Source organism: Longibaculum muris (assembly GCF_004343035.1).
GTDB lineage: Bacteria > Bacillota_I > Bacilli_A > Erysipelotrichales > Coprobacillaceae > Longibaculum > Longibaculum muris.
Genome location: NZ_SMCQ01000014.1, coordinates 13,571 through 35,841 on the forward strand (window position 1 = coordinate 13,571; position 22,271 = coordinate 35,841).

The following is a 22,271-nucleotide window of genomic DNA, read 5'->3' on the forward strand; positions in this document are numbered from 1 at the left end:
GTATACCCAAGTCAAAAGAAAAAGTCTATTCAAATGAATAGACTTAAGCTTCTACGCCTTCTTTTTCAGCTAATGATTTTTCATAAACTTTAAAGAATGGATAATAAACTGCCACACTAATAGCAATCAATACACACATAAAGATAACATTTCTAAAATCCAATGCAGATAAGAATCCTTGTGCAAAGAATGGAGTAAATGATGGATCAATAATATATCCCATACTTACTAATCCAATACTTTGAGCTAAATATCCTAGACCAATAGAAATACAAGGCATTAATACAAATGGAATTGCTAAGATTGGATTTAACACAATTGGTCCACCAAAGATAACTGGTTCATTAATTCCACAAATTCCTGGAACAACACTTAAACGTCCAATTGATCTTAAATGTTTTACATGTGAGAAACACATTAATAAGACTAATCCTAAAGTGTTTCCTCCCCCACCTAATACTGCATAACGATACATTTGTAAGTTCATAATATGACTTGCACTTTGTCCAGCGTTAACTAATTCTGCATTTAATCCTGAATTTGTTAAACCTAAAGTAAAGACAATTGGGAAAATAATAGATGAACCATTGATTCCAAATAACCATAAAATATTTGAGAAAGCAAAGATTGCTATATATGCCCAAATATTATCAACCCCAGAAATAGCTGGTGTTAATAAACTCATAATTAATTCTGGTAAAGCTTTTCCAGACATTGCCATGACTACTAAATTTAAACCATAAATGATGATAATATTCGCAGCAAGTGGTAATAATGAGTTTACGAAGTTTGTAACTGCGCTTGGTACACTATCAGGGAAAGTAAAGATAACTCTATCTCCTACAAAACGACAAATTTCAACTGATAATAAACCAACAATTAAAGCAACGAATAAACCATCTGCACCTAAATAAGCCATTGATAATTGACCTTCTTTAACTGGTGCAGCAATCATTAAGAATACACACATTGCAATAATTCCATTGATTGCAGATTTCATTTTATAGCCTTCAGCTAAAGAATAACTCACACCAAATGCAGTAACTAAACCAATCAATCCCATTGTCATTGTATATGGAATTGTAATAACATCATAATTTGCAACTGCCCATTGTTTCCAGCCAATTAAAGCTTTTAAGAAAATATTTCCTGTATTTAAATCAACTAAATCTAGATTAATTGGTGGGTTCGCAACAATTAAGAAAATAGAACCTACAACAATTAATGCAAGTGACATCATCATCCCATTAGAAATAGCTTGTAAATGTCTTTGATTTCCAAGTTTATTTGCTAATGGAGCTAATAATTTCTCTAATTTACTCATGATTTCTCTCCCCTATATTAAAATTGCCATCCATTAAATTGAAATGCTGAATCTACAACATTTTCTGGATCATATTCTTCTAAGATTTTTGCATATCTTTCTTTATAATCATTATCAATTTCTTTTTGTGGAATAACTTTACTTGCTTCATTTAAGAAATGGAATGAATCTCTACCCATTGCTTGTCCTCTTTGTGTATGCTTATCTAAAGCATAATCTGGAACTTCAGGGAATTTTCCCATTGCGAAAGATTTAATACAAATGTTCTTTAATAAATCACTTGAACGATCTTTTTCAGATTGACACATATAACGAATTGCGTGAATGAAATAGATTGGTCTATCGCCATCAGCATAATCAAATTCTCTACTCATACGATATAAATTATTCACAACAACTGCTGCCATTGGATTTCCCATTCCAATATCTTCAACTGAGATTGTTAATAATCTTCTCCATAATTTTTCTTCTAGTTGAGGTGAAGATACATAAAGTTCATAAGCGAACATACATGCTTGTTCTTCTAATCCTCTACGAATTGATTTTTGTAATGCTGAAATAACTTCATCACCAGCATATCCATTTCTTGTGGTGATTTTTGACCATGGGTCATACATTGTTTTTGCCATATTTGTCTTGCCCCTTTCTTTTTTCTATGACATAATTGATTTAGGAGGTGTTTTTTATGAATATTGTGCATTTATCAGAAAAATATGAACTCAATGATTTAGAAAAACAAATTGTTGCTTATATGCAAGAAAATATCAATGAGTTAAAGTCTATTGGTATACGTCAAATGGCAAAAGATAACTATACAAGTACTTCAACCATTTATAAATTATGTAATAAATTTGGATTTGAAGGTTATAGTGATATGATTTATCACCTGACATCTACCAAAGATACAAACATCGACTTTCATCATAAATATCATGAATATCAAACACAATTTTCATCATTACTGAATGATCAATCAAAACGTTTCATTGTTTTTGGTTTAGGTTTTTCTTCACCTGTTGCTGAATATATGCAACAACGTTTAACTTTACTTGGTTATCAAGCAATGTGTGTTGTTCATATGGAAATGTTTAGTCAGCTCTTTAACAAAGATACAATTATGATTGTTGTTTCATATTCAGGAAAAACACCACGTCTAAATGAAATTGTAGAAACAGCTTATCAGAATCATGTTCCTATCATTAGTTTCATTGCAAATTCTGATTCCCCTATCTATAAGAATTCATCATTACCCATCTTAATTGGTCAATATGATTCTTTCTCACATGACTTAAATCATGTAAATACTTTCTATGGTGAAACAATTATTGCTTTTGAAACCTTGTTATTTCCTTAAGCCATCTTTATTATACAAATTACGACATAAAAATTATATCGATTTTATCAACAAAAAAACATGTTATGAACTTTATAACATGTTTTTATACTTATCTAAACCTTCAAAAACTCTTTGATCAATATCATATGCCTTTTTAAGAAAATAAAGGCCTCTTTTATGATCTCCAATTTCTTCATAACATATTCCTATATTCATTAAAATATAAGGGTTGAATTGTTGGTCATCCAAATATGAATTTATAAAAGCTTCTAATGCATGATGATAGTCGTTTAATAACTGATATGCTTCTCCAATTCCTGTATAAGCATAACTTGAACAAGACCAAATTCCTTCTGGTAACACAGCTAAGGCTTTTTGATATTCTTCAATAGCTTCATTTGCCTGATGCTGTTCTAAAAACAAATCAGCTTTTTGACATAAATCCTGGTATTGTTTTAATATTTCCTCTGATAAAATAGCTCCCATCATAATTACCCCATCATACTCATAATATTTCTAATACAAATTAAAATAGTCACTCCTAAAACAATAAATCCCATTATATTATTAAGTTTACCATTTTTGTATTCTTCTAATTTTTCATCATTCATACAAATCATTAAGAAAATAGCCATAATTGGTAAAATAATTGCATTAGCTCCTTGCGCTATCAAGATTAATTGAGTTGGTGAAGAATGATTGAAAGCAAGAAAAATCATTCCACTCACAATAACAATCAACCATATGATTTGAAATTTCTTTGTTTTCATATCTTGAGAAATCCCTAAGATTCCACTAGTAGCATAGGCAGTTGCAAGTGGCGCCGTTATTGTTGAAGTGAGCCCTGCAGCAAACAAACCAATACTTACTAAAACTGTCGCTCCATTTCCTAAAACCGGTTGTAATGCCATCGCTAAATCTCCACCACTTTGAATTTGTAACCCACCACAATTCGTTGCTGCTACAATCACAATACACATTGAAACAATTCCACCTAAACCAATTGATAAAACTGTATCTATTCTTGCATCTTTAATATCTTCCTTATTTTTCCAACGTTGAGCAGCGCTTGATGAATGTAAAAATAAGTTATATGGAACCACTGTTGTTCCAATCAAACCAACAACACTCATCCAATCAACTTGATAAAAACTAGGTATAAATCCTTTCATAACAGCAATTAAATCTGGCTTTGATAAAATCATCGTCACAATAAAAGCAAATGCCATAATAAATACCAATGCCGTCATAAACTTCTCAATATATTTATAACTTCCACTATAAAGCAAAACAATCGCAACAAGTCCCATCACCAAAGCAATTGTTCTTAGAGGAACGTGAGGTAATAATGTTGATAACCCCATTGCTCCACCAGTTAAATTCCCTGTTTCATAAGCAATATTACCAACAAATATCGCCAATACAACAATAAGCATAATAACTATTTTTAAAATCGGATGATCAATTCTTTCCCTAATATTCTCACCCAATCCTTTACCAGTCACAATTCCTAATCTGGCCGCCATTTCCTGAAACATAATCGTTGCTATGGTAGAAAACAAAATAACCCATAAAAGAGTGTAGCCATAGCTAGCTCCCGAGCTTGAACAAACAGTAATTGTTCCTGGTCCAATAAAGGCCGCAGCGACTAATGCCCCTGGTCCAATATTTTTTAATCTATTGATGAACTTCATTTACATCTTCCTTTTCTTTAAATCAAGATCCCCTCACAATGGTCAATTTCATGTTGTACAATTTGAGCAGCAAAATCTTGAAATGTTTTAATTTTTATTTTCCAATTTTCATCACGATATTCAACTTTTACTTTTTCATATCTTTTAACTTTCTTTACTCCTTCATGACTTAAACAACCTTCTTCTGTTTCATAATAACGTCCAGCTGTTTTTAAAATACGTGGATTCATCATAATTATATAATGATTGTGATCATTAATCACAACAATTCTTTTTAACTCACCAATCATATTTGCCGCAATCCCCACACAATTTTCTTCATGAGCTTTAATTGTATCTAATAAATCTAAAGCGATTGGTAAATCTTCTAATGTTGCTTCTTTTGATTTTTGTCCTAATATAAATTGATCTTTAACAATTTCTTTAATCATATACACATCTCCTTGAATAATCTCATTATATAATGTGTACTAAAATGTCGCAAGTGACTTTAGATTTAAAAAGAAAAAAGAACGATTCATCTCGTTCTTTTAATCATTACCCTATTATATTCGCATCATCCAATCCTTTATCAATATTTCCACTTACAACAATATCATGTCCACCTATCATACCATCATCATTAAAGAAAAATTCAAAATCACCTTCTGTCATAACACTAATATTATCAAGTCTCATCCGTTTATTAAATTCTTCTACAGACAGCTCTACTTTAATATCTTCACTCCAATCATTAGCTATATCAGTAAGATATTCAGCTGCATATAAACGAATCTTTTCTTCCCATTCTTGGCTATGATTTAATAATTTTTGTAATGTATCAATGGCTTCATCAGCAGTTATAGCTTCATCATCATCAGCATCAAGATGTAAACTGCATTCTTTTCCATTCCAAATCATACTTCCTGAAAATAAACCTAAAGCTTTATCCAATAATAAATCATGACATCCATCAGGTCGAATAATGACTTCTTTTTGATACTCTTTCAATATTTCTTCTAACTCTAGATGATGACAATCTCTTTCTAATACTTCATCAAGCATAAAATATTCACCATATTCAAATAAAGTTTCTGAATATTTATTGACATATGGTAATGATTTTCTTATCTTTACTCGATAAATTGTTTGAGGTTTTAAATTTAACCCATAATCTTCTAATCGACGTTCTTCTTCAGAAGATAACCATGACATGGTTTTCTTCCCTTTAAAAAGCTCCCCTGTTTCAATATCAACATATGCCAATATTGACATATTAACAGTCCATAAAACATCATCACCTAAACGTGTAGCTCCTGACTCATTTTCGGTTAAGATATAAACTTCTTCAGCATGTTTATCATATTTTGTTTTAAAGCGTTCTTTTTGAATAAATAAATCACTATGTAATTCCATATAGTTCTCCTTCTCACTAATTTTAATGGGATTTTTCTCTATTGATTTATAAATCAATTATTTTAAGAATTTGAATCTTGTCCCTCCTTTTATTCTCACAGCTAGATAAATCCATATTCAATGATTGCTACACTCATCACAACATTGCTTTTTTCTTATTTATCTATTTATTTATTATATATAATTTTTTTTATTTAAAATGAATTTTTTCTATTTTTTCATATATATGTAAGAAATTAGCTCTTTTTTATCAATAATTTAAAAACTATTAAAGATATCATCCCTTTAATAGTCTTTTTGATGTCATATTATTATTTTTTATTTTCTTCTAACATTGATTTAATTAAGGTTTTAATAAGTCTTTGATCACGAATAGATAATTGAGCAATTTCTTGGTTAAGTTCACTGAATTGTTTATCATCATAACAATACTGATTAGTTCTACACATAAGATAGTCAATAGTTACATGAAAATAATCTGATAATGCGACTGCTATATCCATAGGAACTTCTTTTAAATGATTTTCCCACTGACTTATAGATTGTTGACTTGCATTAATTTTTTCAGCGAGTTGAGTTTGACTTAATCCTTCTCTTTCTCTTAATTCTTTTATTCTATTATTCATTTTCTTTCTCCTATCACTTCTTCTTTTCATTTTAAATGAAAGCAAGGAGAACATGTACATCAATACAATGTATCATATACAAGTATTTGTTGTACTCTATAATAATGAATAAAATTATTTATTTAGAACTTTTACAAATTTTTTAGTAATATCTTGAGGTCTTGTAATAGCGCCTCCGACCACTGCACTATGAACACCTAAATCAAAAACTTTTTTTAAATCTTCTGGAGTATTGATCTTACCTTCGGCAATAATTGGAACTTTGCAGTCTTTAACTAGTTTTTCAATTAGTTCATAATGTGGTCCATCTAACAATTTTGAATAACTTGTATAACCACAAAGAGTTGTTGAAACACAATCAAAACCTATTGATTGAGCATGCATACATTCTTCATAAGTTGAACAATCAGCCATAGCTAAACGATTATGAGCATGAATATATTGAACTAAATCTTCTAACTTTTCATTGTTAGGTCTTTTTCTATTGGTTGCATCTATAGCAATCATTTGACATTTTGTTGTAAGTAATTCGTCAATTTCTTTTTTTGTTGGTGTGATATAGATTTCACTATCCGGATATGTTCTTTTGACAATACCAATCACTGGTAAATCAACAACTTTCATGATTTCATCAATATCTTCTTTAGACTGTGCTCTAATTCCCGCAGCCCCACCCATTTGTGCCGCTAATGCCATTCTTCCCATAATAAATGAACTATGTAATGGTTCATCATCTAACGCTTGACATGATACAACTAATTTTCCTTTAATTTGCTCTAACATAATAACCTCCTATTTTTATAACCAAAATATGCCCCTATCATTCCTGCATCATTTTTATAATATGCAAACTTTAATTTAAGATTTTGATAAACATATGGAATCAATAGTTCTTTAAGATAATGATCAATCATAGGATAAAGATAATCTTTTTCTTCCATCAATCCACCACCTAAAACAATTGTATCTGGATTTGTTATATAACAAATATTTGCGATACCTTTTGCTAAAGCTAAGCACATTTCATCAATAGCTTGTTGACAAATAATATCATTTTGTTGACTTAAAGCGATAATGCGTCGTCCATCATAATGAGTTCCATCGTTTTTTAATGCTGTGACTTTTCTCACTAAGGCACTCGTAGAAGCAATATCTTCAAAACACTGTCCATCAACATTCATATATCCAACTTCCATCGCAAAGAAAGATGTCCCATTATAAAGCTGATGGTCAATAATAAGACTTCCCCCAATTCCCGTACCTACAGTTAAACAAACCATGATTTGACTATCTTGACCACTTCCACCACATTTTTCTGCATACCCAGCACAATTGACATCATTTTCCACATAACAATCAATATGAAATTCACTTTCAAATAATTCTTTAATCTTGGTTCCTGTATATTCAGGAATTGTTTTTGAAGCATGAACGATTATTCCATTTTGACTATCAACAACTCCTGCTGTTGAGATACAAATTGCTTGTAATGAATAATCTTTTATATAATTTCTAACAATATTTTTAACCTTATTCATAATATGGCTAGCACCTTTTTGCGCTTGGGTATCTATAACTTGTTTATCCAGCCATTTCATTTCTTCATCAATCAAACCATATTTTATTGATGTTCCACCAATATCCACTAAGACATATGTTTTCATATTAACAATTCCAATTTATTTTCACAGGATGTTCTTCTTTAACAGCAACATCTTTTAAAGAAACATAAGCTCGATGTAATTCTGTGTAAGCTAATTGATCATATTCTTCTTTTGTTTGAGATAATCCTGCTTCATGATAAGCTATCGCTGCAGCCCCATAGAATAAAAATCCTAATGCATTGGTTGGTGTTTGTACAGTTGCACATGCTGTTGCAATGGCTTTAGATAATGCTTCTAAGATAGGGTCTGTTAATGTTTTAGCATCTGCTCTAGCAGCTTTTAATAATGGTTTGAGGTCTTTTAATTGACGTTGCTGATTGAGATATTCTTCACATTCATCAATCACATTTTCTAGACAAGATTCTTTTACACTTTCTAGATATAGTGGCAGATAATTTTCTTTTGCATAATGAATAGCCCAATTTGCGAGTGTATGATGACTTTGAGTTTCTATCAAATGCATTAAATCTTGGCATATATCCCAATGAATATCACCTAACATTTTTCTTAATTTTGCCATAAATTCCTCCCTATATTGCTGAAAACGTACGATGATTCGTACGTTTATAATTCTTTGGCAGCACAAATGAAGTAATGTCTCGCATTTGCAGAAGTCATTTGTTTTGCCCGGTTAAGTAAACATTCTTTTTTCAGATCTTTATAATCATCAACTAATTCTAATAATTGTAAGGCTAATTGATATTCTTCTTTTTGCATTAAATTCTTTACTTTTTCAATAAGTTTATCTTCACCAATTAATTCTAATAAAGTTTTATTATAAACATTTAAACTTACTGGCATTAATTGATTAACATTTCCATCAAACCAACCAACATATCCATTATAAATACTCTTAACACTCCATTCGACTGTTCCATAATATTCTTCTAAATATTCTAAAGATTGATACTTATCCTCTAGATGAACAGCTTGTACAGTTTCATCAAGTGTCATTCCTTGTCGCATACAGTCTAATGTTTGAAATAAAATTGATTCAATTGCATCTTTATAGTTTCCAATAACTTTTTTAATTTTTGCTTGAGTTTGTAAAAGAGGTCCATGTCCTGGTAGGAAATATTCAGTGTCATAAGTTAACATACGCTTTAGTGTTTCAATCCATACTGTCACATCACGATAAGGTGTTCCTCTAATGGCATATAGATTTGGGAAACATCCCACATAATTATCACCGACACACATTACTTTATCATCAGGAAGATAGACAAATAATTCATCGTCACATTCCCCTGGAGCTCTTACTAACTCTAAATGAATTCCATCAATATCTCTTTCAATTTTATCTTCATGATATAATGTTGTTGGTTTTAAAAATTGATATGTCCCTTCATTGACTGCACGTCCTTCTCTAATTCCAATTCCTTGACTAATTGCTTCTTCATCACTTAAAGGTATTCCAAATTGCTTTTCTCCTCTTTCATTTAAAAAAGGCGCAATTCTATCAAAGTATTTTGGTGGCATTTTCATACTATCAAAAGCAATAATTTCTTCTACTGTATCTTTAAAAGTCGCAGCACCACCTCTATGATCAGGATGTCCATGAGTAAAAATAATTGTTTTAACTGGTTTATCAGTTATTTTCTTTAAATCTTCTAATAAGATTTTTGAACGAACATCACTATCTAAAGTATCAACTAATATAACAGAATGATGAGCTATGATAGCAATTGCATTACTATGACCATAACCAATAAAAAAATAAATATGATCATTAACTTTTACAATATCTTTTGCATAACTTTTAAGTGTAAATGATTTTAATTTTTCTTCATTTAACATTTTTTATCCTCCTTAAAATCTTTCTATCTTTATTGTACTCGTTTTCTTTAGGAAAAAATAGTCATATACTGAATAAATTTATTTGTAAGATGAGTTTTTCTTTTATACTTGTAAGGCATAACAATTAAAAATATAATAATGATAGAGGTGACGATAAATGGAGATAAGAACTTTGCAATATTTTTTAGCAATTGCCCGTGAAGAAAATATTTCTGCCGCAGCAGATTTTTTACATATTACTCAACCAACTTTATCAAGACAAATGAAAGATTTAGAAGATGAACTTGGTAAACAATTATTTATCAGAGGAAAACGTCGTATTAGCTTAACTGAAGCAGGAATATTATTAAGGAAGCGTGCTGAAGAAATTACGAGTCTTGTAGAAAGAACTGAATCAGAGATTATGGCAAGTGAGGAATTGTTAACGGGTGATATTTATATTGGGTGTAGTGAAAGTGATGGAATGAGATTGATAGCTAAGGCTATTGATAAGATGGCATTAATGTACCCACATGTGAAGTTTCATTTGTATAGTGGGAATGCTGATGAAATGTATCATAAAATTGAAGATGGAATTTTAGATTTTGCGATTGTGATTGAACCTGTTGAATTGAAGAAATATGATTATTTGAAGTTACCTTATATGAATACTTGGGGAATCTTGATGTCTAATCATAGTATTTTAGCGAATAATGAAATTATTACTCCTAATGATTTACGTGATAAGCCTTTACTTTGTTCTAATCAAACTATGGTAAAAAATGAACTGGCTGGATGGATTGGTGGTAATCAAAGAAAATTAAATATTGTTGGGACCTATAATTTATTATATAATGCATCATTACTTGTAGAAGAAGGACATTTTTATGCCTTATGTCTTAAAGATATTATAAATATAGAGGGAAAAGATTTATGTTTTAAACCCTTGTCTCCTCAATTAGAAGCAGGAATGTTGGTTATTTGGAAAAAATATCAGCCATTTGCTAGACCAGCAGAAGTTTTCTTAGAAATCCTAAAAAAAGAATTTAACTAAAAAAGTGGCAAATGCCACTTTTTATAGTTTAATAAGATAAACTTGACCACCATGATCAACTCTTAAAGATTTTTCACCCTTTGCAACTTCTTCACTCACCTCAATCTTATAATAAACTGTGGCGCTTTGCCCAGGTTTAAGATTAATCGAACTTGCTTGAGTTAAATTTTCTTTATTATCATATTCATAGACCACACTTGCACGATATTCTAGATGATTCGCATCAATTAAAGTTACTGTTGCTATGTTTGATGCAGGTATTTCGCCATCTGTGGTGTTTTTAATTTTTGCTGGAATTATCACAAAGCTCTTGTTTTCATTTTTAACTTTAAAATAAGTATAAATACCTGTTGGTTTTGATGGTTCTAATTTCTTAGCTTCTTTAACTAATTCAAATGTAACTTCTCCAGCGCCATCAAAAGTAATTGTTTCTTTTAAGTTTTTTGTTTTATAATGACTATTCACATCATCAAATTGAAAAGATAAAGCAGCTGTTTGTTCATTATCTTCATCCTTTGTTTTTAGTTCAAAAGTCATTTCTTTACTCATTAATGCTGTATCTATTTCAGTATAACAATGAACTTTTTTTACTTCATCTACTCCAATTGTTCCACCATTACTAATAGTCTTTCCATTTGCACTAACTGCCCCAAAACGAACAACATAGCTTTTACCATCAATTTTCAATGATCCTTGAAGTTCACTTGATAATTTTAAATCTTCTTTCTTTAAATTCTTCATTTGCATTGTAACATCTAATAAGACATCTGTTGCTTTATCTGGCTTATAATAAGTATAGAAAGAGCCAATAACATCTGGTTCCACTTGTCTAGTTTTACTTATATACTCAATTTGAAAAGAAACAATATCAGCAAATTTATTCTCTTTTTCCCACTCAATAGACAACTGATCTTTTTTCCCACTACATCCTACAACACTCAAACCCATCAAACATACTAATAAATATTTCGTTAATTTCTTCATTTTATCCCCACCTTTATCATCAGTATACATCAAACCAAATTATTCACAACATAAAGTTATCACAAAAATAATTTTATAATTCTAATATACTTCCAGTGGATAAATAATGGATTTGTTGCTGTAAATGATTCTTTAATATATTAAAAGCTTTTTGCCCTGTACAATGACAAGTATAATATTGTATTGGCTGTTGTTTAAGTTGATTGGCTAACTGATTAATAAACTCTTGTTTTTCATATCTATGGGATACAGGATTATATAAGTGGAATCCCCCAATAACATGGGTTAGCTTCTCTCCGATGAGATTTTCAGCTGCATTTTTGATATTGATAATTCCTGCATGAGAACATCCACTTATTAAAATTCGTTTCTTTCCTTCTTTGATAATCAGACTTTGTTCATGAGTGAAATCATCTAATACAAATTGATTGTTTTCTTTTTTATATAAAGAAAGATTTGCTTGTGGTAAAAGTTCTTTTGTTTTGATATTTGAAAATAATATCATATTATCATTAATTATTGTTTGTTGTTGAGTGAGTATGATTTGTGGATGATTTTTTAATTTCGGTTCAATTCCAATATTTTTTTGAATTCCTAAGAATTTATTGAAATGTTCTTCAAAAGCATTTTCTCGTACATATATTTTGGCTTGATGATTGATTTTTAAAAAACTTTGTAACGCTCCTGCATGGTCTACATGTCCATGTGAAATAATCACAGTATCTATTTGTTTTAAATCAACATTCATTTTCTTAGCATTTTCAATAAATAAATCATTAGGTCCTAAATCAAATAATATTTTATGATTTTCTACTTCTATATAAAAACATATGCCATGTTTATGTTGAAAAGATGATGATATTGATGTATTCTCTACTAATGTTTTTAATAACATAATAATATTCTCCTTTTAGAGTATAAAACCAAAATCAAAAGACTTTGGTTTTAAATAATTTGAAAAATATAAAATTTTAAATATGATGTTTCTTCCATCGTCCAAAGAATCGGATAATCATGATTTTGTTGAGTGACTGATACTTGCTTTAGTGTTACTCCGACTTCATGTGCTGATTCTCTTAACATTTTTTCAAAGTTATCTGTTTCCATAAAACGTGAACAGCTACATGTTATAAGATAACCACCTCGTCCTAGTAGTTTCATTGCTTTCATATTGATTTTTTTATAACCATTATATGCATGATCTATTGTTCTTCTTGATTTGGTAAAAGCTGGTGGATCTAAAACGATAATATCAAAGCGACCTTCTTCACATTTATCTAAATAATCAAAGACATCATCTTTTACAAAAGTTATTTTATCTTCTAAATGATTTAACTTAGCATTAGCATAACCTTGATCAAGAGCTGTTTGTGATACATCTACAGCCACTACTTCACTAGCATTTCCAAATGCAGCATTTAATGCAAAACCACCAGTATGACTAAAACAATCTAATACTCTTTTTCCATGGGACATATTTCTTAATAATACACGGTTTGATTTTTGATCTAAGAAATAGCCTGTCTTTTGTCCATTTTCCACATCAACATTTAATTTCAACCCATTTTCATTAATAACTGTCTTGGTTGGTAATTGTGCATTCTTCCAGTATCCTTTTTCTAATGGAAGTCCTTCTTTACTACGTACTTTAATATCATTTCTTTCATAGATACCTTTGACATCTTGTCCATCTTCACTTAAAACTTCTAGTAATAATTTATAAATCATATCTTTAATCATCTCTAAACCATAAGAACTAATTTGTGTTACTAAAATATCATTATATCTATCAACAGTTAATCCTGGTAATTGATCTGCTTCACCAAAGATCAATCGACAATTTGTAATATTATCAGCTTCTAATGTCTTACGAAATTGATAGGCAAACTGGATTCTTTGTTTAAAAAACTTACGATCAAAAGTATCATTTAAATCCTTAGATAGAATACGCACTGTAATATGACTATTTTTAGAAAGAAAGCCTGTTCCTAAATAACGTCCTTGTCTTGTTTCAATATCTACTAATGCACCATTTTCAATATCCTCATCCATACTTTCAAGATTATTTCTATACATCCACATTTGACCTTTATCTAACCATTGTTCACCCTCTTTTGAGATAACAACTTTAGGATAATTTCTTTTCATATCTCTACCTCACTTTATGATTTCGGATATATTCTACTATACTTCCTATCATTTCACAAATAAAATAGCTATCAATCTTAAATTGATAGCTAAATCTTTTATTCTAAATTTTCACCATTACTTTCAATAACTTTTTTATACCAATAATAACTATCTTTAATATAACGTTTAGCACTACCTTGATGGTTATTATCAAGATCCACATAAATAAATCCATAACGTTTTTCCATTTCTGAAGAAGAACAACTTACTAAATCAATTGGTCCCCATGGATAATATCCAATTAATTCAACTCCATCATGAATAGCTTCTTTCATTTGTTCAATATGTGCTCTAAAGAATGCTTCTCTATATTTATCATGAATCTTTCCATTTTCATCGATTTTTTCATAGAATCCCATTCCGTTTTCAGTAATCATAATTGGCAATTGATATCTATCATAATATTCATTTAAAGCTAGTCTTAATCCAACAGCATCAATTCCCCATCCCCATTCATTCTTTGTATTAATATGTGAATTTGGAATTGTTTCTCCTTGTGAATTAATATTCATTGTGTAATAGTAAGAGAATGAAATAAAATCAACAGTATTTTTTAAATCTTCAATATCTTGATTTGTGATTTCTATATTTAAATTGTTATCTTCATAGAAACGATACATATATGAAGGAATATAACCTCTGACTTCTACATCTGTATAATAATATTGTAATTGATTTTGTTTAAGTGCTGCTAACATATTTTCTGAACTTCCAACTTCTGGGAAGGCATTAGCATAATATGTCATAGCTCCAATTTGGAATTCTGGATTGATTTCTTTTCCAATTTTAATAGCTCTACCACAAGCCACTAACTCATTATGAATTCCTTGATATTTTGCTTCCATTAAATTATCTACATGATCACTTGGTATTCCTAAATGATTGAATGATTCAAATTCAATTAAATTAATTTGATTAACAAGAATCCAATATTTAACTTTATCTTTATATCTTTTGAAGATAGTTTCACAATATTTTGTAAACATTTCAATTGTTTGACGATTATACCAACCATCATATTTCATAGCAATATTTAATGGCATTTCATAATGTGAAATTGTTATTAAGGGTTCAATTTGATATTTTAATAATTCATCAAATAAATCATCATAGAATTTTAAACCTTCTTCATTTGGTTGTAAATCATCTCCATTAGGAAATATTCTTGCCCAGTTAATTGAAGTTCTAAAAGAATTAATTCCCATTTCAGCTAATAATTGAATATCTTCTTTATATGTGTGATAAAAATCAATACCATAACGTTTTGGAAAAACACCATCTTTTTTATTTAATAATTGTTCTACTTCAACAGAACTTAATTCTTTATTTGATCTTTTTTCAGGTGGTAAATTTCCTTTAAATTCATTAATATCTGCAATACATAATCCTTTACCACCTTCTTGATAAGCACCTTCTAATTGGTTAGCAGCAACTGCTCCACCCCAAAAGAAATTTTTTGGAAAACTATTTACATTTTTTTTCATTTTACATTACTCCTTCCCTTCAACAAAACCTTCATCAGCTAATGTTTTCTTTTCATAAATTTTAAAGAATGGATAATAAACAAGTCCCATTACTATCATGTTTACAATGACTAAGAATAAACCTGTTAAATCTCCTGTACAAATTGGACCAGCAAAGAACGATGGAAAATTCCATGGAGCAGCTAATGGATAAGCCATTCCTGTTACAATTCCACTTGTAAATGCAAAGTAGGTAATAAATGTACAGATTAATGGTGCCATAATAAATGGAACAATTAAAATAGGATTTAAAACAATTGGTAATCCAAATAACAATGGTTCATTAATATTAAAGAAACTTGGAACAAGAGCTAAACGTCCTAAACTCTTAAGTGATTTACTCTTAGAGAAACACATAAATAAGCATAGCGCTAATGTTCCTCCACCTCCACCAATCCATAAAAACGTAAAGATAAATGGTTGCACTCCGGTATGAGTTGCTGCTAATCCAGCTGCAGTCATCTCCATATTAGCTGTTGCATTGACTGTCCAAACAGGTGACATAATTGCTGCTAAAACTGCAGGATGAATACCCACGAACCACATTAATCCTGTTAATACCACATAAATAATTGGTGAGAAAACGGAATCTGATGATGAACTTAAAATTGGTGTTATTACTGTAGATATAACTTTATTGATATCAAAACCAAAGAAATGAACAACAATAGCAATAATGACAACTGATATAGAAATTGGAATCAATGAATCAAAACTGCTTCCAACATTTTTTGGTACTGAATCAGGCATTTTTATTTTTAAATTATATCGATCACATAAATGCATAATCTCTACTGCAAATAATGATGTGATAATAGCAGTAAACATTCCTTCACCACCTAAGTATGATGTTGCTAAGAATGCCCCTTCATCTAATGTTGTAAATCCAATTGTTGTTAAGAATGAAAGAGTTGCTATCAAACCACCTGATAATGAATCAAGACCATAAGATTCTGCTAATTTTTTACCAATACCAAAACTTACATAAATTGATAATAGCCCTAATGTCATGTTAAATATAAGTATTAAAACATTTGAAATCTTTGGATTGTCAGCAATGAATGCTGCATAAGATACTGGCCATGGTAGAGTTGCTAATAATAATGCAATTGCTCCTACAATAGTCATAGGAATTGTTGCAATTAAGCCATCTCTGATTGCCCCTAAATGACGTTGATTAGAAATTTTATTCATAACTGGTACAAGTTTTTGTTCCAGAAAGCTTGTAAAAAAGTTCATTTTATTCTCTCCTTTTTTTATTTTTTATAATCATGATTATCTACGTGTTTCATTATATTTGAGAGCAATCTTTTTTTCAATTTAAAGCGTTTTCCAGTTTTGGAAAATACTTTTTCTCAATTATATATACAAAAAAACGTATATTGATTATAATAAATAAAAGGAGCTGATTGATATGAATAATGAAAATATTAAAGTTACTTTAAAAATAAGATTGAGTGAGTATTTATTTAATATAAAGAAGTTTGATGTTAATTTCATTATTGCTAAAGTTATGTTAGATCGTTTATATGAATTTCCTGATATTACAATTGAGGAAATTGCTTATTTAGCAAATACAACACCTTCTTCTGTAACTAAATTTTGTAAGAGAATAGGTTATAATGGTTTTACAAATATTAAATCTGATGCTTTCTTTCAAAATAATAATCTTGAATATATTTCTAATCATCATACAACTCCAAAAGAATATTATGATACGATAACAAATGGTTTAAAAAATCTTTATGATTCTTTATATTTATTATATGACCATAAACAAATTGATAAAATTGCTAAACAATTATCAATGGCTAAAAAAGTATGTATTATTGTTGGTATGCATGGTTTTGCAACAGCTAATTTCTTTGAAGAAGTTATGCGACCTTTTGATATTATTGTTTATGAAATTAATCGAAATGCTGATTTATCAATTATTGAAGATTGTATTCATGAAACAGATATGTGTTTTATTATTTCCTTAACCGGTGAATGGGTTGAACAAAGATTTTCACAGATAAATCCAAAAATAATGAAAGAATATCAAGATAAAATTGTTATTTTAACAATGCAAGATAATCTATCGGTACCTATCAAACAAATCGTTTCTTTCCCTCCAAATTCATACTTATATAGTTCTAATATTTATTCTTCATCCACTGAACAATCATTTTTTATACTTCTAGCTGCTTATTTGTCTCAATATAAACCTTCTATACAATAAACAATATAATGAAAGAACTGTAACCAATAAATGTTATAGTTCTTTTTTATAACTGTAATAAATCCGTTGGATTATTAAAAATATATTTTGCTTCATCACAAATAACCCCTGATTTATTCCATGTGACTAATCCAGATGCCATAAAAGCATTATTTGCACATTGGATATCACTAGGCATATCTCCTATATAAATACATTCATCTTTCATAGCCTTAGCAATTTCCATATATTTAAGCAAAGGTTCTGCTTCTGGTTTATGTTTCACTGTATCTTCTTCTAAAACTTTATATGTAAAATAATCATCTAAATGAAACATACTAAAATATTTTTCATATTCTTTATAACTTCTTGATGAAACTATTCCTAAAATACACCCTTTTTCTTTAAGTGCTTTTAACATTTCTTTAGTACCATCAAAAAATTGAGCTTCTATAGCATATTTCTCATAGTTTTCTTGCCAACGATGAGCATAATTATCATCTACTTTTGCATTTAAGCGTTCTAATCCAATTTGTGTTGTAACTCCTAAAACAACTTTTATTTCATCTAATGTATACTGGTAACCATATTCTTCTAAAGTATTTTGCCATGTCTTTAAAATAGCTTCTTCAGTATCTATCAATGTTCCATCTAAATCAAAAATAATATGTTTATATTGCATAATAACCTCCCTTTTCAATGAATCATTCATATTTTTCCTTTCTTTTATTTTACATGAAATTTCTTTAAAAGTCTTTTTTATCATAAAGAAAAAGAAAAGCTATTTATACTTTTCTAATTCTTTTACTTTTTCTTCTATTTTTAAGATAACTTTTACAAATTCATCGTCTGTTTTTCCAGTTGGATCTTCTAAACCCCAATTTTCATCAAAGTCTTTACCAATATAAGGACAAGTTACATGACATCCCATTGAAATCACTATATCTGGTGTAGGTATATCAGTCATGAGTTTACTATATTGAGTCTTTTCCATATCAATGTTATAAATATCTTTGATAAGTCTCACAGCATCTTGATTGATTTGAGGTTTTAATTGTGTACCACATGAGTAGAAATCAAAATATTGTGAAAGAAGCTTTTTTCCTAATGCTTCAGCAATTTGAGAACGACAGGAATTATGCACACATACAAAGGCAATTTTTTTCTTCATATTAAAATCCAACCTTCAATAAAATCTCTTTAATCTCATCACAACTTAATACTTTACCAAAAGTCACTACCTGATTATCTACAACCAAGGCAGGTGTTGACATAACTCCATAACTTGCTATTTGGGCAAAGTCTGTAATATGTTCAACGGATTCTTGCTTACCTAATAATTTTAATGCTTCTTTAGTATTATTTTCTAGGGCTGTACATTTTGCACATCCTGACCCTAATACTTTTATTCTTGCTGATGATTTTTGCAAGTCAATAGCTTGTTCTAATGAATCTTTTTCACATGAACAACATGTTTTCTTTTTTTGAAATATTTTCATCTTTTACTCCTTTTCATATTCAAATTTTGAGACAACTTGAAGATATAATGGATCATCATCTTTAGGAATGACTTTCATCCATTTATTTTCAAGATATCTATTTATTAAATCAATTATTTTTTGCAATGGATAAGATTTTCCATCTTGTCTTAATCTCAACCCTGCACAAGTACATGCTCCAATAGAATGAATAGAATATTCAATTCCATTATCTTTTAATAATTGGTTGATTTCTACCAACATATTAAAATGAACAACAGTAGCCATATTAATCACTTTCCCTTCTTAACTAGAAAATAAACGAGAAAATATTAAATACATATCCTACAAAAATAATTCCTATTGTTACAATACTAATAAATACAATCATTAACTTTCTTTTTACGACCTTTGATAACATAATAATCGATGGTAAAGAAAGAGTCGTCACAGCCATCATAAAAGCTAATACGGTTCCTAGTCCAGCCCCTTTAATCAGTAAACTTTCAGCAACTGGAATTGTTCCAAAGATATCTGCATACATAGGAACCCCAACTATTGTAGCCAGTGGAACAGAGTAAAGTTTATTTCCACCTAACACTGACTCAATAATATGCTCTGGTATAAAGTTATGAATAAAAGCCCCAATTCCTACTCCAACAACAATATATACAGCAACTTTCTTTATTGTTTCAATAACTTGTTCTTTTGCATATTGATTTCTTTCTTTAAAGGTTAACTTGGTTGCTTGTATTTCAACATTTTGTGCTTTTTTAACAAATTCAGCTACTTGATCTTCCATATGAAGCTTTTCTATAATCGTTCCTCCTACAATTGCAATAACAAGTCCAACAATTACATAAACAACTGCAATTTTCCAACCAAAGATACTCATCAATAAAACAAGTGAACCTAAATCAACCATTGGTGATGATATTAAAAATGAAAAAGTAACACCTAAAGGTAATCCTGCACTTGTAAAGCCAATAAATATAGGTATCGATGAACAACTACAAAAGGGTGTAACTGTTCCTAATAATGCCCCTATCAAATTTGCCAAAAAACCATCGAATTTGCCTAAAATCTTTTTACTTCTTTCTGGTGGGAAGTAACTTTGAATATAAGAAATAAGGTAAATTAAAATTGTAAGTAAAATAAATATTTTTATTGTATCATAGATAAAGAATTGGAGTACTTCTTTCCATTGTCCTTTTATCCCTATACCATTTAAAATAAATCCAATAAGTTGATTAAGCCATTTCATTCCTAAAATTTGATTTTGTATCAATAAACCTATCTTTTCCATTATTCCTCCTTATATCGATATACATCGATTTATAATATTTTTTATTAGTCGTCTTATAGACGACTAATATTCTTTTAATTTTTGTAAATATTGAATTGCATATTGAAGTCCTTCTTCTGATAGAGAGTAATGTGACCACTTTCCATCTTTTCTCACATGAACAACATTAGCATTAGATAGTATTTTCATATGATGTGAAAGTGTAGATTGACTAACATCTAAGATTTCTAATAATCTACATGCACAATGTTCTCCATTTTTTAAAATATCTAAAATTCTTAATCTATTAGGATCACAAAATGCTTTAAATATTTTTGCTTCTGTATCATAGTCTTTATTCATTCCATCACCTCATATCTATATCCTTCGATATGATTCTATCATACATATCGATAATTATCAATATGTTCGATAAAAAAAGAACTATTATTCATAATTCTTTATTCCTTTTCTGAAAACTCAATTGTCAATCCATCAGGATCTATAACTCTAAAATGTTTTGGTTTAGGTTTACGATCAATAACTTCACTAACAGCATATCCCTGCTTAATAGCTTTGTCTCTTAGAATTTCTAATTCTTCATTAGCTTCAAAGCTAAATACCATCCCTTTTGTTGATACCTTTTCAGCTCCATCAATTTGGATAACTTCTAACATCGTATCACTTTCTCCATGAGATAAAAATGCTATTTCTCCAGCCCCTGGATTAAATCTTCTTATTATTTTAAGTCCTACAAGTTCTTGATAAAATGTTATTGATTTTTCAATATCTCTTACCATAATTGTAATATAATTTAGTTTCATATGTTCTCCTTTTATTCAATATCATAATCTTCATAACAATTCAATAATACTTCACAATCACAATATCCGCCCATTTCTTCCATTTCATTAAGAATATCTTCTATTTTATCTTGTGGCTGATTGTTTTTCAACCATTGCTTTGTATGCATGCGTGTATGTTGACATGGTGTCTGTTCTAACTGTGATTCTAAATAGATAAACAATTTTTCGACTTCATCTTTACTTAAAAGATATTCTTTCTTTTGAGATGTTTTCCATTTTCTCATTAATAATTTCTTTTCTTCCTTTGTTAACTTTTTCATCCTTTTCCTCACATTCATTAAACATGTATTTCCACAAGACAATAATGATTTTTATAATGTATCTTAAACCAAATATCTCCATATTTATAACTCTTTACTGTATAAGTATTATAACCTAACTTTGGTTTTTCTTTGAAATCAACAATTTCATCTATTATTTTTAATACTTTATTTTCATTAGTACTTTTCACAATATAAAGGTTTCTATTTGCAATCATCATACTTTTTATATGTGGTTTATCTATATTCTTTGAATAATCAATTTTTGTATAATCAGAAATATTTAGTACTACTGTTTTTGTATAACCATATACCCCAGATAAAAATTCAATTGTATCTAATGTATATTTTGAAATACCTGATAAAATTATACATATTATGCCAAATATAAGAAGATTTTTCTTAATATCATCCCAAGCCTGTTCTCTATTTCTACACTGTATATATTTGTATAAGTAGTAACCAAAACCTATCAGTGGAATAATAAATAATACGGATAAAAATCTAGCTTTGAATAATTGATATATGTATAAACAACAAAATAAACTTGATATAAGAAAAGTCATATCAATAACTGAATTTTTTTGATGATTCATATGATTCATTCCTTCTATAT

Annotated in this window: 28 protein-coding genes; 3 read left to right on the plus strand and 25 right to left on the minus strand. The window is 29.2% G+C overall.

The genetic code is table 11. The annotated features are described in order from the left end of the window. Nucleotides 1-43: 43 nt before the first annotated feature. Together EDD60_RS09875 and EDD60_RS09880 are read right to left on the minus strand one after the other, a co-directional pair. A complete protein-coding gene (locus tag EDD60_RS09875) occupies nt 44-1,324 on the minus strand; it encodes a PTS sugar transporter subunit IIC (RefSeq protein ID WP_243646664.1) in 1,281 nt (426 codons plus the stop codon). A gap of 17 nt (nt 1,325-1,341) precedes the next feature. Next, nucleotides 1,342-1,953 (minus strand): AAA family ATPase, encoded by a 612-nt coding sequence (locus EDD60_RS09880; protein ID WP_066443865.1) that lies wholly within the window; start codon nt 1,951-1,953, stop codon nt 1,342-1,344. Nucleotides 1,954-2,009: 56 nt separating this feature from the next. Here EDD60_RS09880 and EDD60_RS09885 point away from each other — a divergent pair, with 56 nt between their 5' ends. Continuing rightward, nucleotides 2,010-2,678 (plus strand): MurR/RpiR family transcriptional regulator, encoded by a 669-nt coding sequence (locus tag EDD60_RS09885; protein WP_066443862.1) that lies wholly within the window; start codon nt 2,010-2,012, stop codon nt 2,676-2,678. Between the two features lie 72 nt (nt 2,679-2,750). Here the strand turns inward: EDD60_RS09885 and EDD60_RS09890 are convergent, their stop codons facing one another. From EDD60_RS09890 to EDD60_RS09930, 9 genes are all read right to left on the minus strand, one after another. After that, nucleotides 2,751-3,149 carry a tetratricopeptide repeat protein gene (locus EDD60_RS09890; RefSeq protein ID WP_066443860.1) on the minus strand — a complete coding sequence of 133 codons (399 nt, stop codon included), beginning with the start codon at nt 3,147-3,149 and terminating at the stop codon, nt 2,751-2,753. Nucleotides 3,150-3,151: 2 nt separating this feature from the next. Further along, the gene (locus EDD60_RS09895) at nt 3,152-4,354 is read right to left on the minus strand and encodes an Nramp family divalent metal transporter (RefSeq protein ID WP_066443857.1); all 1,203 of its coding nucleotides are present in this window, start codon (nt 4,352-4,354) and stop codon (nt 3,152-3,154) included. Between the two features lie 17 nt (nt 4,355-4,371). Beyond that, nucleotides 4,372-4,785, minus strand: coding sequence for a peptide deformylase (locus tag EDD60_RS09900; RefSeq protein ID WP_066443852.1), 414 nt, complete (start codon nt 4,783-4,785; stop codon nt 4,372-4,374). Nucleotides 4,786-4,891: 106 nt separating this feature from the next. After that, the gene (locus EDD60_RS09905) at nt 4,892-5,749 is read right to left on the minus strand and encodes a DUF2262 domain-containing protein (RefSeq protein WP_066443849.1); all 858 of its coding nucleotides are present in this window, start codon (nt 5,747-5,749) and stop codon (nt 4,892-4,894) included. A 311-nt stretch (nt 5,750-6,060) separates the two neighbouring features. Beyond that, nucleotides 6,061-6,375 carry a helix-turn-helix domain-containing protein gene (locus EDD60_RS09910; RefSeq protein WP_066443848.1) on the minus strand — a complete coding sequence of 105 codons (315 nt, stop codon included), beginning with the start codon at nt 6,373-6,375 and terminating at the stop codon, nt 6,061-6,063. Between the two features lie 114 nt (nt 6,376-6,489). Next, nucleotides 6,490-7,158: an N-acetylmannosamine-6-phosphate 2-epimerase gene (locus tag EDD60_RS09915; protein ID WP_066443846.1), complete on the minus strand. Its 669-nt coding sequence runs from the start codon at nt 7,156-7,158 to the stop codon at nt 6,490-6,492. Further along, nucleotides 7,152-8,039: an ROK family protein gene (locus tag EDD60_RS09920; RefSeq protein WP_066443844.1), complete on the minus strand. Its 888-nt coding sequence runs from the start codon at nt 8,037-8,039 to the stop codon at nt 7,152-7,154. The genes EDD60_RS09915 and EDD60_RS09920 overlap by 7 nt, the downstream gene beginning before the upstream one ends. A gap of 1 nt (nt 8,040) precedes the next feature. Beyond that, the gene (locus tag EDD60_RS09925) at nt 8,041-8,559 is read right to left on the minus strand and encodes a putative immunity protein (protein WP_066443842.1); all 519 of its coding nucleotides are present in this window, start codon (nt 8,557-8,559) and stop codon (nt 8,041-8,043) included. A gap of 44 nt (nt 8,560-8,603) precedes the next feature. Next, nucleotides 8,604-9,836: an alkyl sulfatase dimerization domain-containing protein gene (locus tag EDD60_RS09930; RefSeq protein WP_066443839.1), complete on the minus strand. Its 1,233-nt coding sequence runs from the start codon at nt 9,834-9,836 to the stop codon at nt 8,604-8,606. 157 nt (nt 9,837-9,993) lie between these two features. Here EDD60_RS09930 and EDD60_RS09935 point away from each other — a divergent pair, with 157 nt between their 5' ends. Next, nucleotides 9,994-10,869, plus strand: a complete 876-nt coding sequence (locus EDD60_RS09935; RefSeq protein ID WP_066443836.1) for a LysR family transcriptional regulator — start codon at nt 9,994-9,996, stop codon at nt 10,867-10,869. 21 nt (nt 10,870-10,890) lie between these two features. Here EDD60_RS09935 and EDD60_RS09940 read toward each other — a convergent pair whose 3' ends face one another. The 5 genes from EDD60_RS09940 to EDD60_RS09960 all read right to left on the minus strand — a co-directional run bounded on the left by EDD60_RS09940 (nt 10,891) and on the right by EDD60_RS09960 (nt 16,805). Beyond that, nucleotides 10,891-11,853 (minus strand): COG1361 family protein, encoded by a 963-nt coding sequence (locus tag EDD60_RS09940; protein WP_066443830.1) that lies wholly within the window; start codon nt 11,851-11,853, stop codon nt 10,891-10,893. A 73-nt stretch (nt 11,854-11,926) separates the two neighbouring features. Further along, nucleotides 11,927-12,748, minus strand: coding sequence for an MBL fold metallo-hydrolase (locus EDD60_RS09945; protein ID WP_066443828.1), 822 nt, complete (start codon nt 12,746-12,748; stop codon nt 11,927-11,929). 50 nt (nt 12,749-12,798) lie between these two features. Then, on the minus strand, nt 12,799-14,001 hold the full coding sequence (locus EDD60_RS09950) for a class I SAM-dependent rRNA methyltransferase (RefSeq protein WP_066443825.1): 1,203 nt from the start codon (nt 13,999-14,001) through the stop codon (nt 12,799-12,801). A gap of 98 nt (nt 14,002-14,099) precedes the next feature. After that, a complete protein-coding gene (locus EDD60_RS09955; protein ID WP_066443823.1) occupies nt 14,100-15,527 on the minus strand; it encodes a glycoside hydrolase family 1 protein in 1,428 nt (475 codons plus the stop codon). A gap of 6 nt (nt 15,528-15,533) precedes the next feature. Beyond that, nucleotides 15,534-16,805, minus strand: a complete 1,272-nt coding sequence (locus tag EDD60_RS09960) for a PTS sugar transporter subunit IIC (protein WP_132226389.1) — start codon at nt 16,803-16,805, stop codon at nt 15,534-15,536. A 175-nt stretch (nt 16,806-16,980) separates the two neighbouring features. Here EDD60_RS09960 and EDD60_RS09965 point away from each other — a divergent pair, with 175 nt between their 5' ends. After that, a complete protein-coding gene (locus EDD60_RS09965) occupies nt 16,981-17,787 on the plus strand; it encodes a MurR/RpiR family transcriptional regulator (protein ID WP_066444856.1) in 807 nt (268 codons plus the stop codon). Between the two features lie 46 nt (nt 17,788-17,833). On the opposite strand, the gene EDD60_RS09970 is transcribed toward EDD60_RS09965, so the two are convergent. The 9 genes from EDD60_RS09970 to EDD60_RS10010 all read right to left on the minus strand — a co-directional run bounded on the left by EDD60_RS09970 (nt 17,834) and on the right by EDD60_RS10010 (nt 22,251). Next, nucleotides 17,834-18,448 carry an HAD family hydrolase gene (locus EDD60_RS09970; protein ID WP_066444860.1) on the minus strand — a complete coding sequence of 205 codons (615 nt, stop codon included), beginning with the start codon at nt 18,446-18,448 and terminating at the stop codon, nt 17,834-17,836. 99 nt (nt 18,449-18,547) lie between these two features. Then, the gene (locus EDD60_RS09975) at nt 18,548-18,937 is read right to left on the minus strand and encodes an arsenate reductase/protein-tyrosine-phosphatase family protein (RefSeq protein ID WP_066444864.1); all 390 of its coding nucleotides are present in this window, start codon (nt 18,935-18,937) and stop codon (nt 18,548-18,550) included. A 1-nt stretch (nt 18,938) separates the two neighbouring features. Next, a complete protein-coding gene (locus EDD60_RS09980) occupies nt 18,939-19,265 on the minus strand; it encodes a thioredoxin family protein (protein WP_066444868.1) in 327 nt (108 codons plus the stop codon). A 3-nt stretch (nt 19,266-19,268) separates the two neighbouring features. Next, nucleotides 19,269-19,532, minus strand: a complete 264-nt coding sequence (locus tag EDD60_RS09985; protein WP_066444870.1) for an RDAC family protein — start codon at nt 19,530-19,532, stop codon at nt 19,269-19,271. Nucleotides 19,533-19,554: 22 nt separating this feature from the next. Next, nucleotides 19,555-20,550: a permease gene (locus EDD60_RS09990; protein ID WP_066444872.1), complete on the minus strand. Its 996-nt coding sequence runs from the start codon at nt 20,548-20,550 to the stop codon at nt 19,555-19,557. A 63-nt stretch (nt 20,551-20,613) separates the two neighbouring features. Then, the gene (locus tag EDD60_RS09995; protein ID WP_066444877.1) at nt 20,614-20,892 is read right to left on the minus strand and encodes an ArsR/SmtB family transcription factor; all 279 of its coding nucleotides are present in this window, start codon (nt 20,890-20,892) and stop codon (nt 20,614-20,616) included. Between the two features lie 98 nt (nt 20,893-20,990). After that, nucleotides 20,991-21,353: a VOC family protein gene (locus tag EDD60_RS10000; RefSeq protein WP_066444879.1), complete on the minus strand. Its 363-nt coding sequence runs from the start codon at nt 21,351-21,353 to the stop codon at nt 20,991-20,993. Nucleotides 21,354-21,364: 11 nt separating this feature from the next. Then, the gene (locus tag EDD60_RS10005; RefSeq protein WP_066444881.1) at nt 21,365-21,655 is read right to left on the minus strand and encodes a DUF2695 domain-containing protein; all 291 of its coding nucleotides are present in this window, start codon (nt 21,653-21,655) and stop codon (nt 21,365-21,367) included. Nucleotides 21,656-21,672: 17 nt separating this feature from the next. Continuing rightward, complete coding sequence (locus EDD60_RS10010; RefSeq protein WP_066444882.1) at nt 21,673-22,251, minus strand: hypothetical protein; 579 nt, start codon at nt 22,249-22,251, stop codon at nt 21,673-21,675. Nucleotides 22,252-22,271: the final 20 nt, after the last annotated feature.

Bases quoted from the DNA above. Each gene is read 5' to 3' on its own strand.
- EDD60_RS09875 (WP_243646664.1), bottom strand. From the start codon at position 1,324: ATGAGTAAATTAGAGAAATTATTAGCTCCATTAGCAAATAAACTTGGA.
- EDD60_RS09880 (WP_066443865.1), bottom strand. From the start codon at position 1,953: ATGGCAAAAACAATGTATGACCCATGGTCAAAAATCACCACAAGAAAT.
- EDD60_RS09885 (WP_066443862.1), top strand. From the start codon at position 2,010: ATGAATATTGTGCATTTATCAGAAAAATATGAACTCAATGATTTAGAA.
- EDD60_RS09890 (WP_066443860.1), bottom strand. From the start codon at position 3,149: ATGATGGGAGCTATTTTATCAGAGGAAATATTAAAACAATACCAGGAT.
- EDD60_RS09895 (WP_066443857.1), bottom strand. From the start codon at position 4,354: ATGAAGTTCATCAATAGATTAAAAAATATTGGACCAGGGGCATTAGTC.
- EDD60_RS09900 (WP_066443852.1), bottom strand. From the start codon at position 4,785: ATGATTAAAGAAATTGTTAAAGATCAATTTATATTAGGACAAAAATCA.
- EDD60_RS09905 (WP_066443849.1), bottom strand. From the start codon at position 5,749: ATGGAATTACATAGTGATTTATTTATTCAAAAAGAACGCTTTAAAACA.
- EDD60_RS09910 (WP_066443848.1), bottom strand. From the start codon at position 6,375: ATGAATAATAGAATAAAAGAATTAAGAGAAAGAGAAGGATTAAGTCAA.
- EDD60_RS09915 (WP_066443846.1), bottom strand. From the start codon at position 7,158: ATGTTAGAGCAAATTAAAGGAAAATTAGTTGTATCATGTCAAGCGTTA.
- EDD60_RS09920 (WP_066443844.1), bottom strand. From the start codon at position 8,039: ATGAAAACATATGTCTTAGTGGATATTGGTGGAACATCAATAAAATAT.
- EDD60_RS09925 (WP_066443842.1), bottom strand. From the start codon at position 8,559: ATGGCAAAATTAAGAAAAATGTTAGGTGATATTCATTGGGATATATGC.
- EDD60_RS09930 (WP_066443839.1), bottom strand. From the start codon at position 9,836: ATGTTAAATGAAGAAAAATTAAAATCATTTACACTTAAAAGTTATGCA.
- EDD60_RS09935 (WP_066443836.1), top strand. From the start codon at position 9,994: ATGGAGATAAGAACTTTGCAATATTTTTTAGCAATTGCCCGTGAAGAA.
- EDD60_RS09940 (WP_066443830.1), bottom strand. From the start codon at position 11,853: ATGAAGAAATTAACGAAATATTTATTAGTATGTTTGATGGGTTTGAGT.
- EDD60_RS09945 (WP_066443828.1), bottom strand. From the start codon at position 12,748: ATGTTATTAAAAACATTAGTAGAGAATACATCAATATCATCATCTTTT.
- EDD60_RS09950 (WP_066443825.1), bottom strand. From the start codon at position 14,001: ATGAAAAGAAATTATCCTAAAGTTGTTATCTCAAAAGAGGGTGAACAA.
- EDD60_RS09955 (WP_066443823.1), bottom strand. From the start codon at position 15,527: ATGAAAAAAAATGTAAATAGTTTTCCAAAAAATTTCTTTTGGGGTGGA.
- EDD60_RS09960 (WP_132226389.1), bottom strand. From the start codon at position 16,805: ATGAACTTTTTTACAAGCTTTCTGGAACAAAAACTTGTACCAGTTATG.
- EDD60_RS09965 (WP_066444856.1), top strand. From the start codon at position 16,981: ATGAATAATGAAAATATTAAAGTTACTTTAAAAATAAGATTGAGTGAG.
- EDD60_RS09970 (WP_066444860.1), bottom strand. From the start codon at position 18,448: ATGCAATATAAACATATTATTTTTGATTTAGATGGAACATTGATAGAT.
- EDD60_RS09975 (WP_066444864.1), bottom strand. From the start codon at position 18,937: ATGAAGAAAAAAATTGCCTTTGTATGTGTGCATAATTCCTGTCGTTCT.
- EDD60_RS09980 (WP_066444868.1), bottom strand. From the start codon at position 19,265: ATGAAAATATTTCAAAAAAAGAAAACATGTTGTTCATGTGAAAAAGAT.
- EDD60_RS09985 (WP_066444870.1), bottom strand. From the start codon at position 19,532: ATGGCTACTGTTGTTCATTTTAATATGTTGGTAGAAATCAACCAATTA.
- EDD60_RS09990 (WP_066444872.1), bottom strand. From the start codon at position 20,550: ATGGAAAAGATAGGTTTATTGATACAAAATCAAATTTTAGGAATGAAA.
- EDD60_RS09995 (WP_066444877.1), bottom strand. From the start codon at position 20,892: ATGAATAAAGACTATGATACAGAAGCAAAAATATTTAAAGCATTTTGT.
- EDD60_RS10000 (WP_066444879.1), bottom strand. From the start codon at position 21,353: ATGAAACTAAATTATATTACAATTATGGTAAGAGATATTGAAAAATCA.
- EDD60_RS10005 (WP_066444881.1), bottom strand. From the start codon at position 21,655: ATGAAAAAGTTAACAAAGGAAGAAAAGAAATTATTAATGAGAAAATGG.
- EDD60_RS10010 (WP_066444882.1), bottom strand. From the start codon at position 22,251: ATGAATCATCAAAAAAATTCAGTTATTGATATGACTTTTCTTATATCA.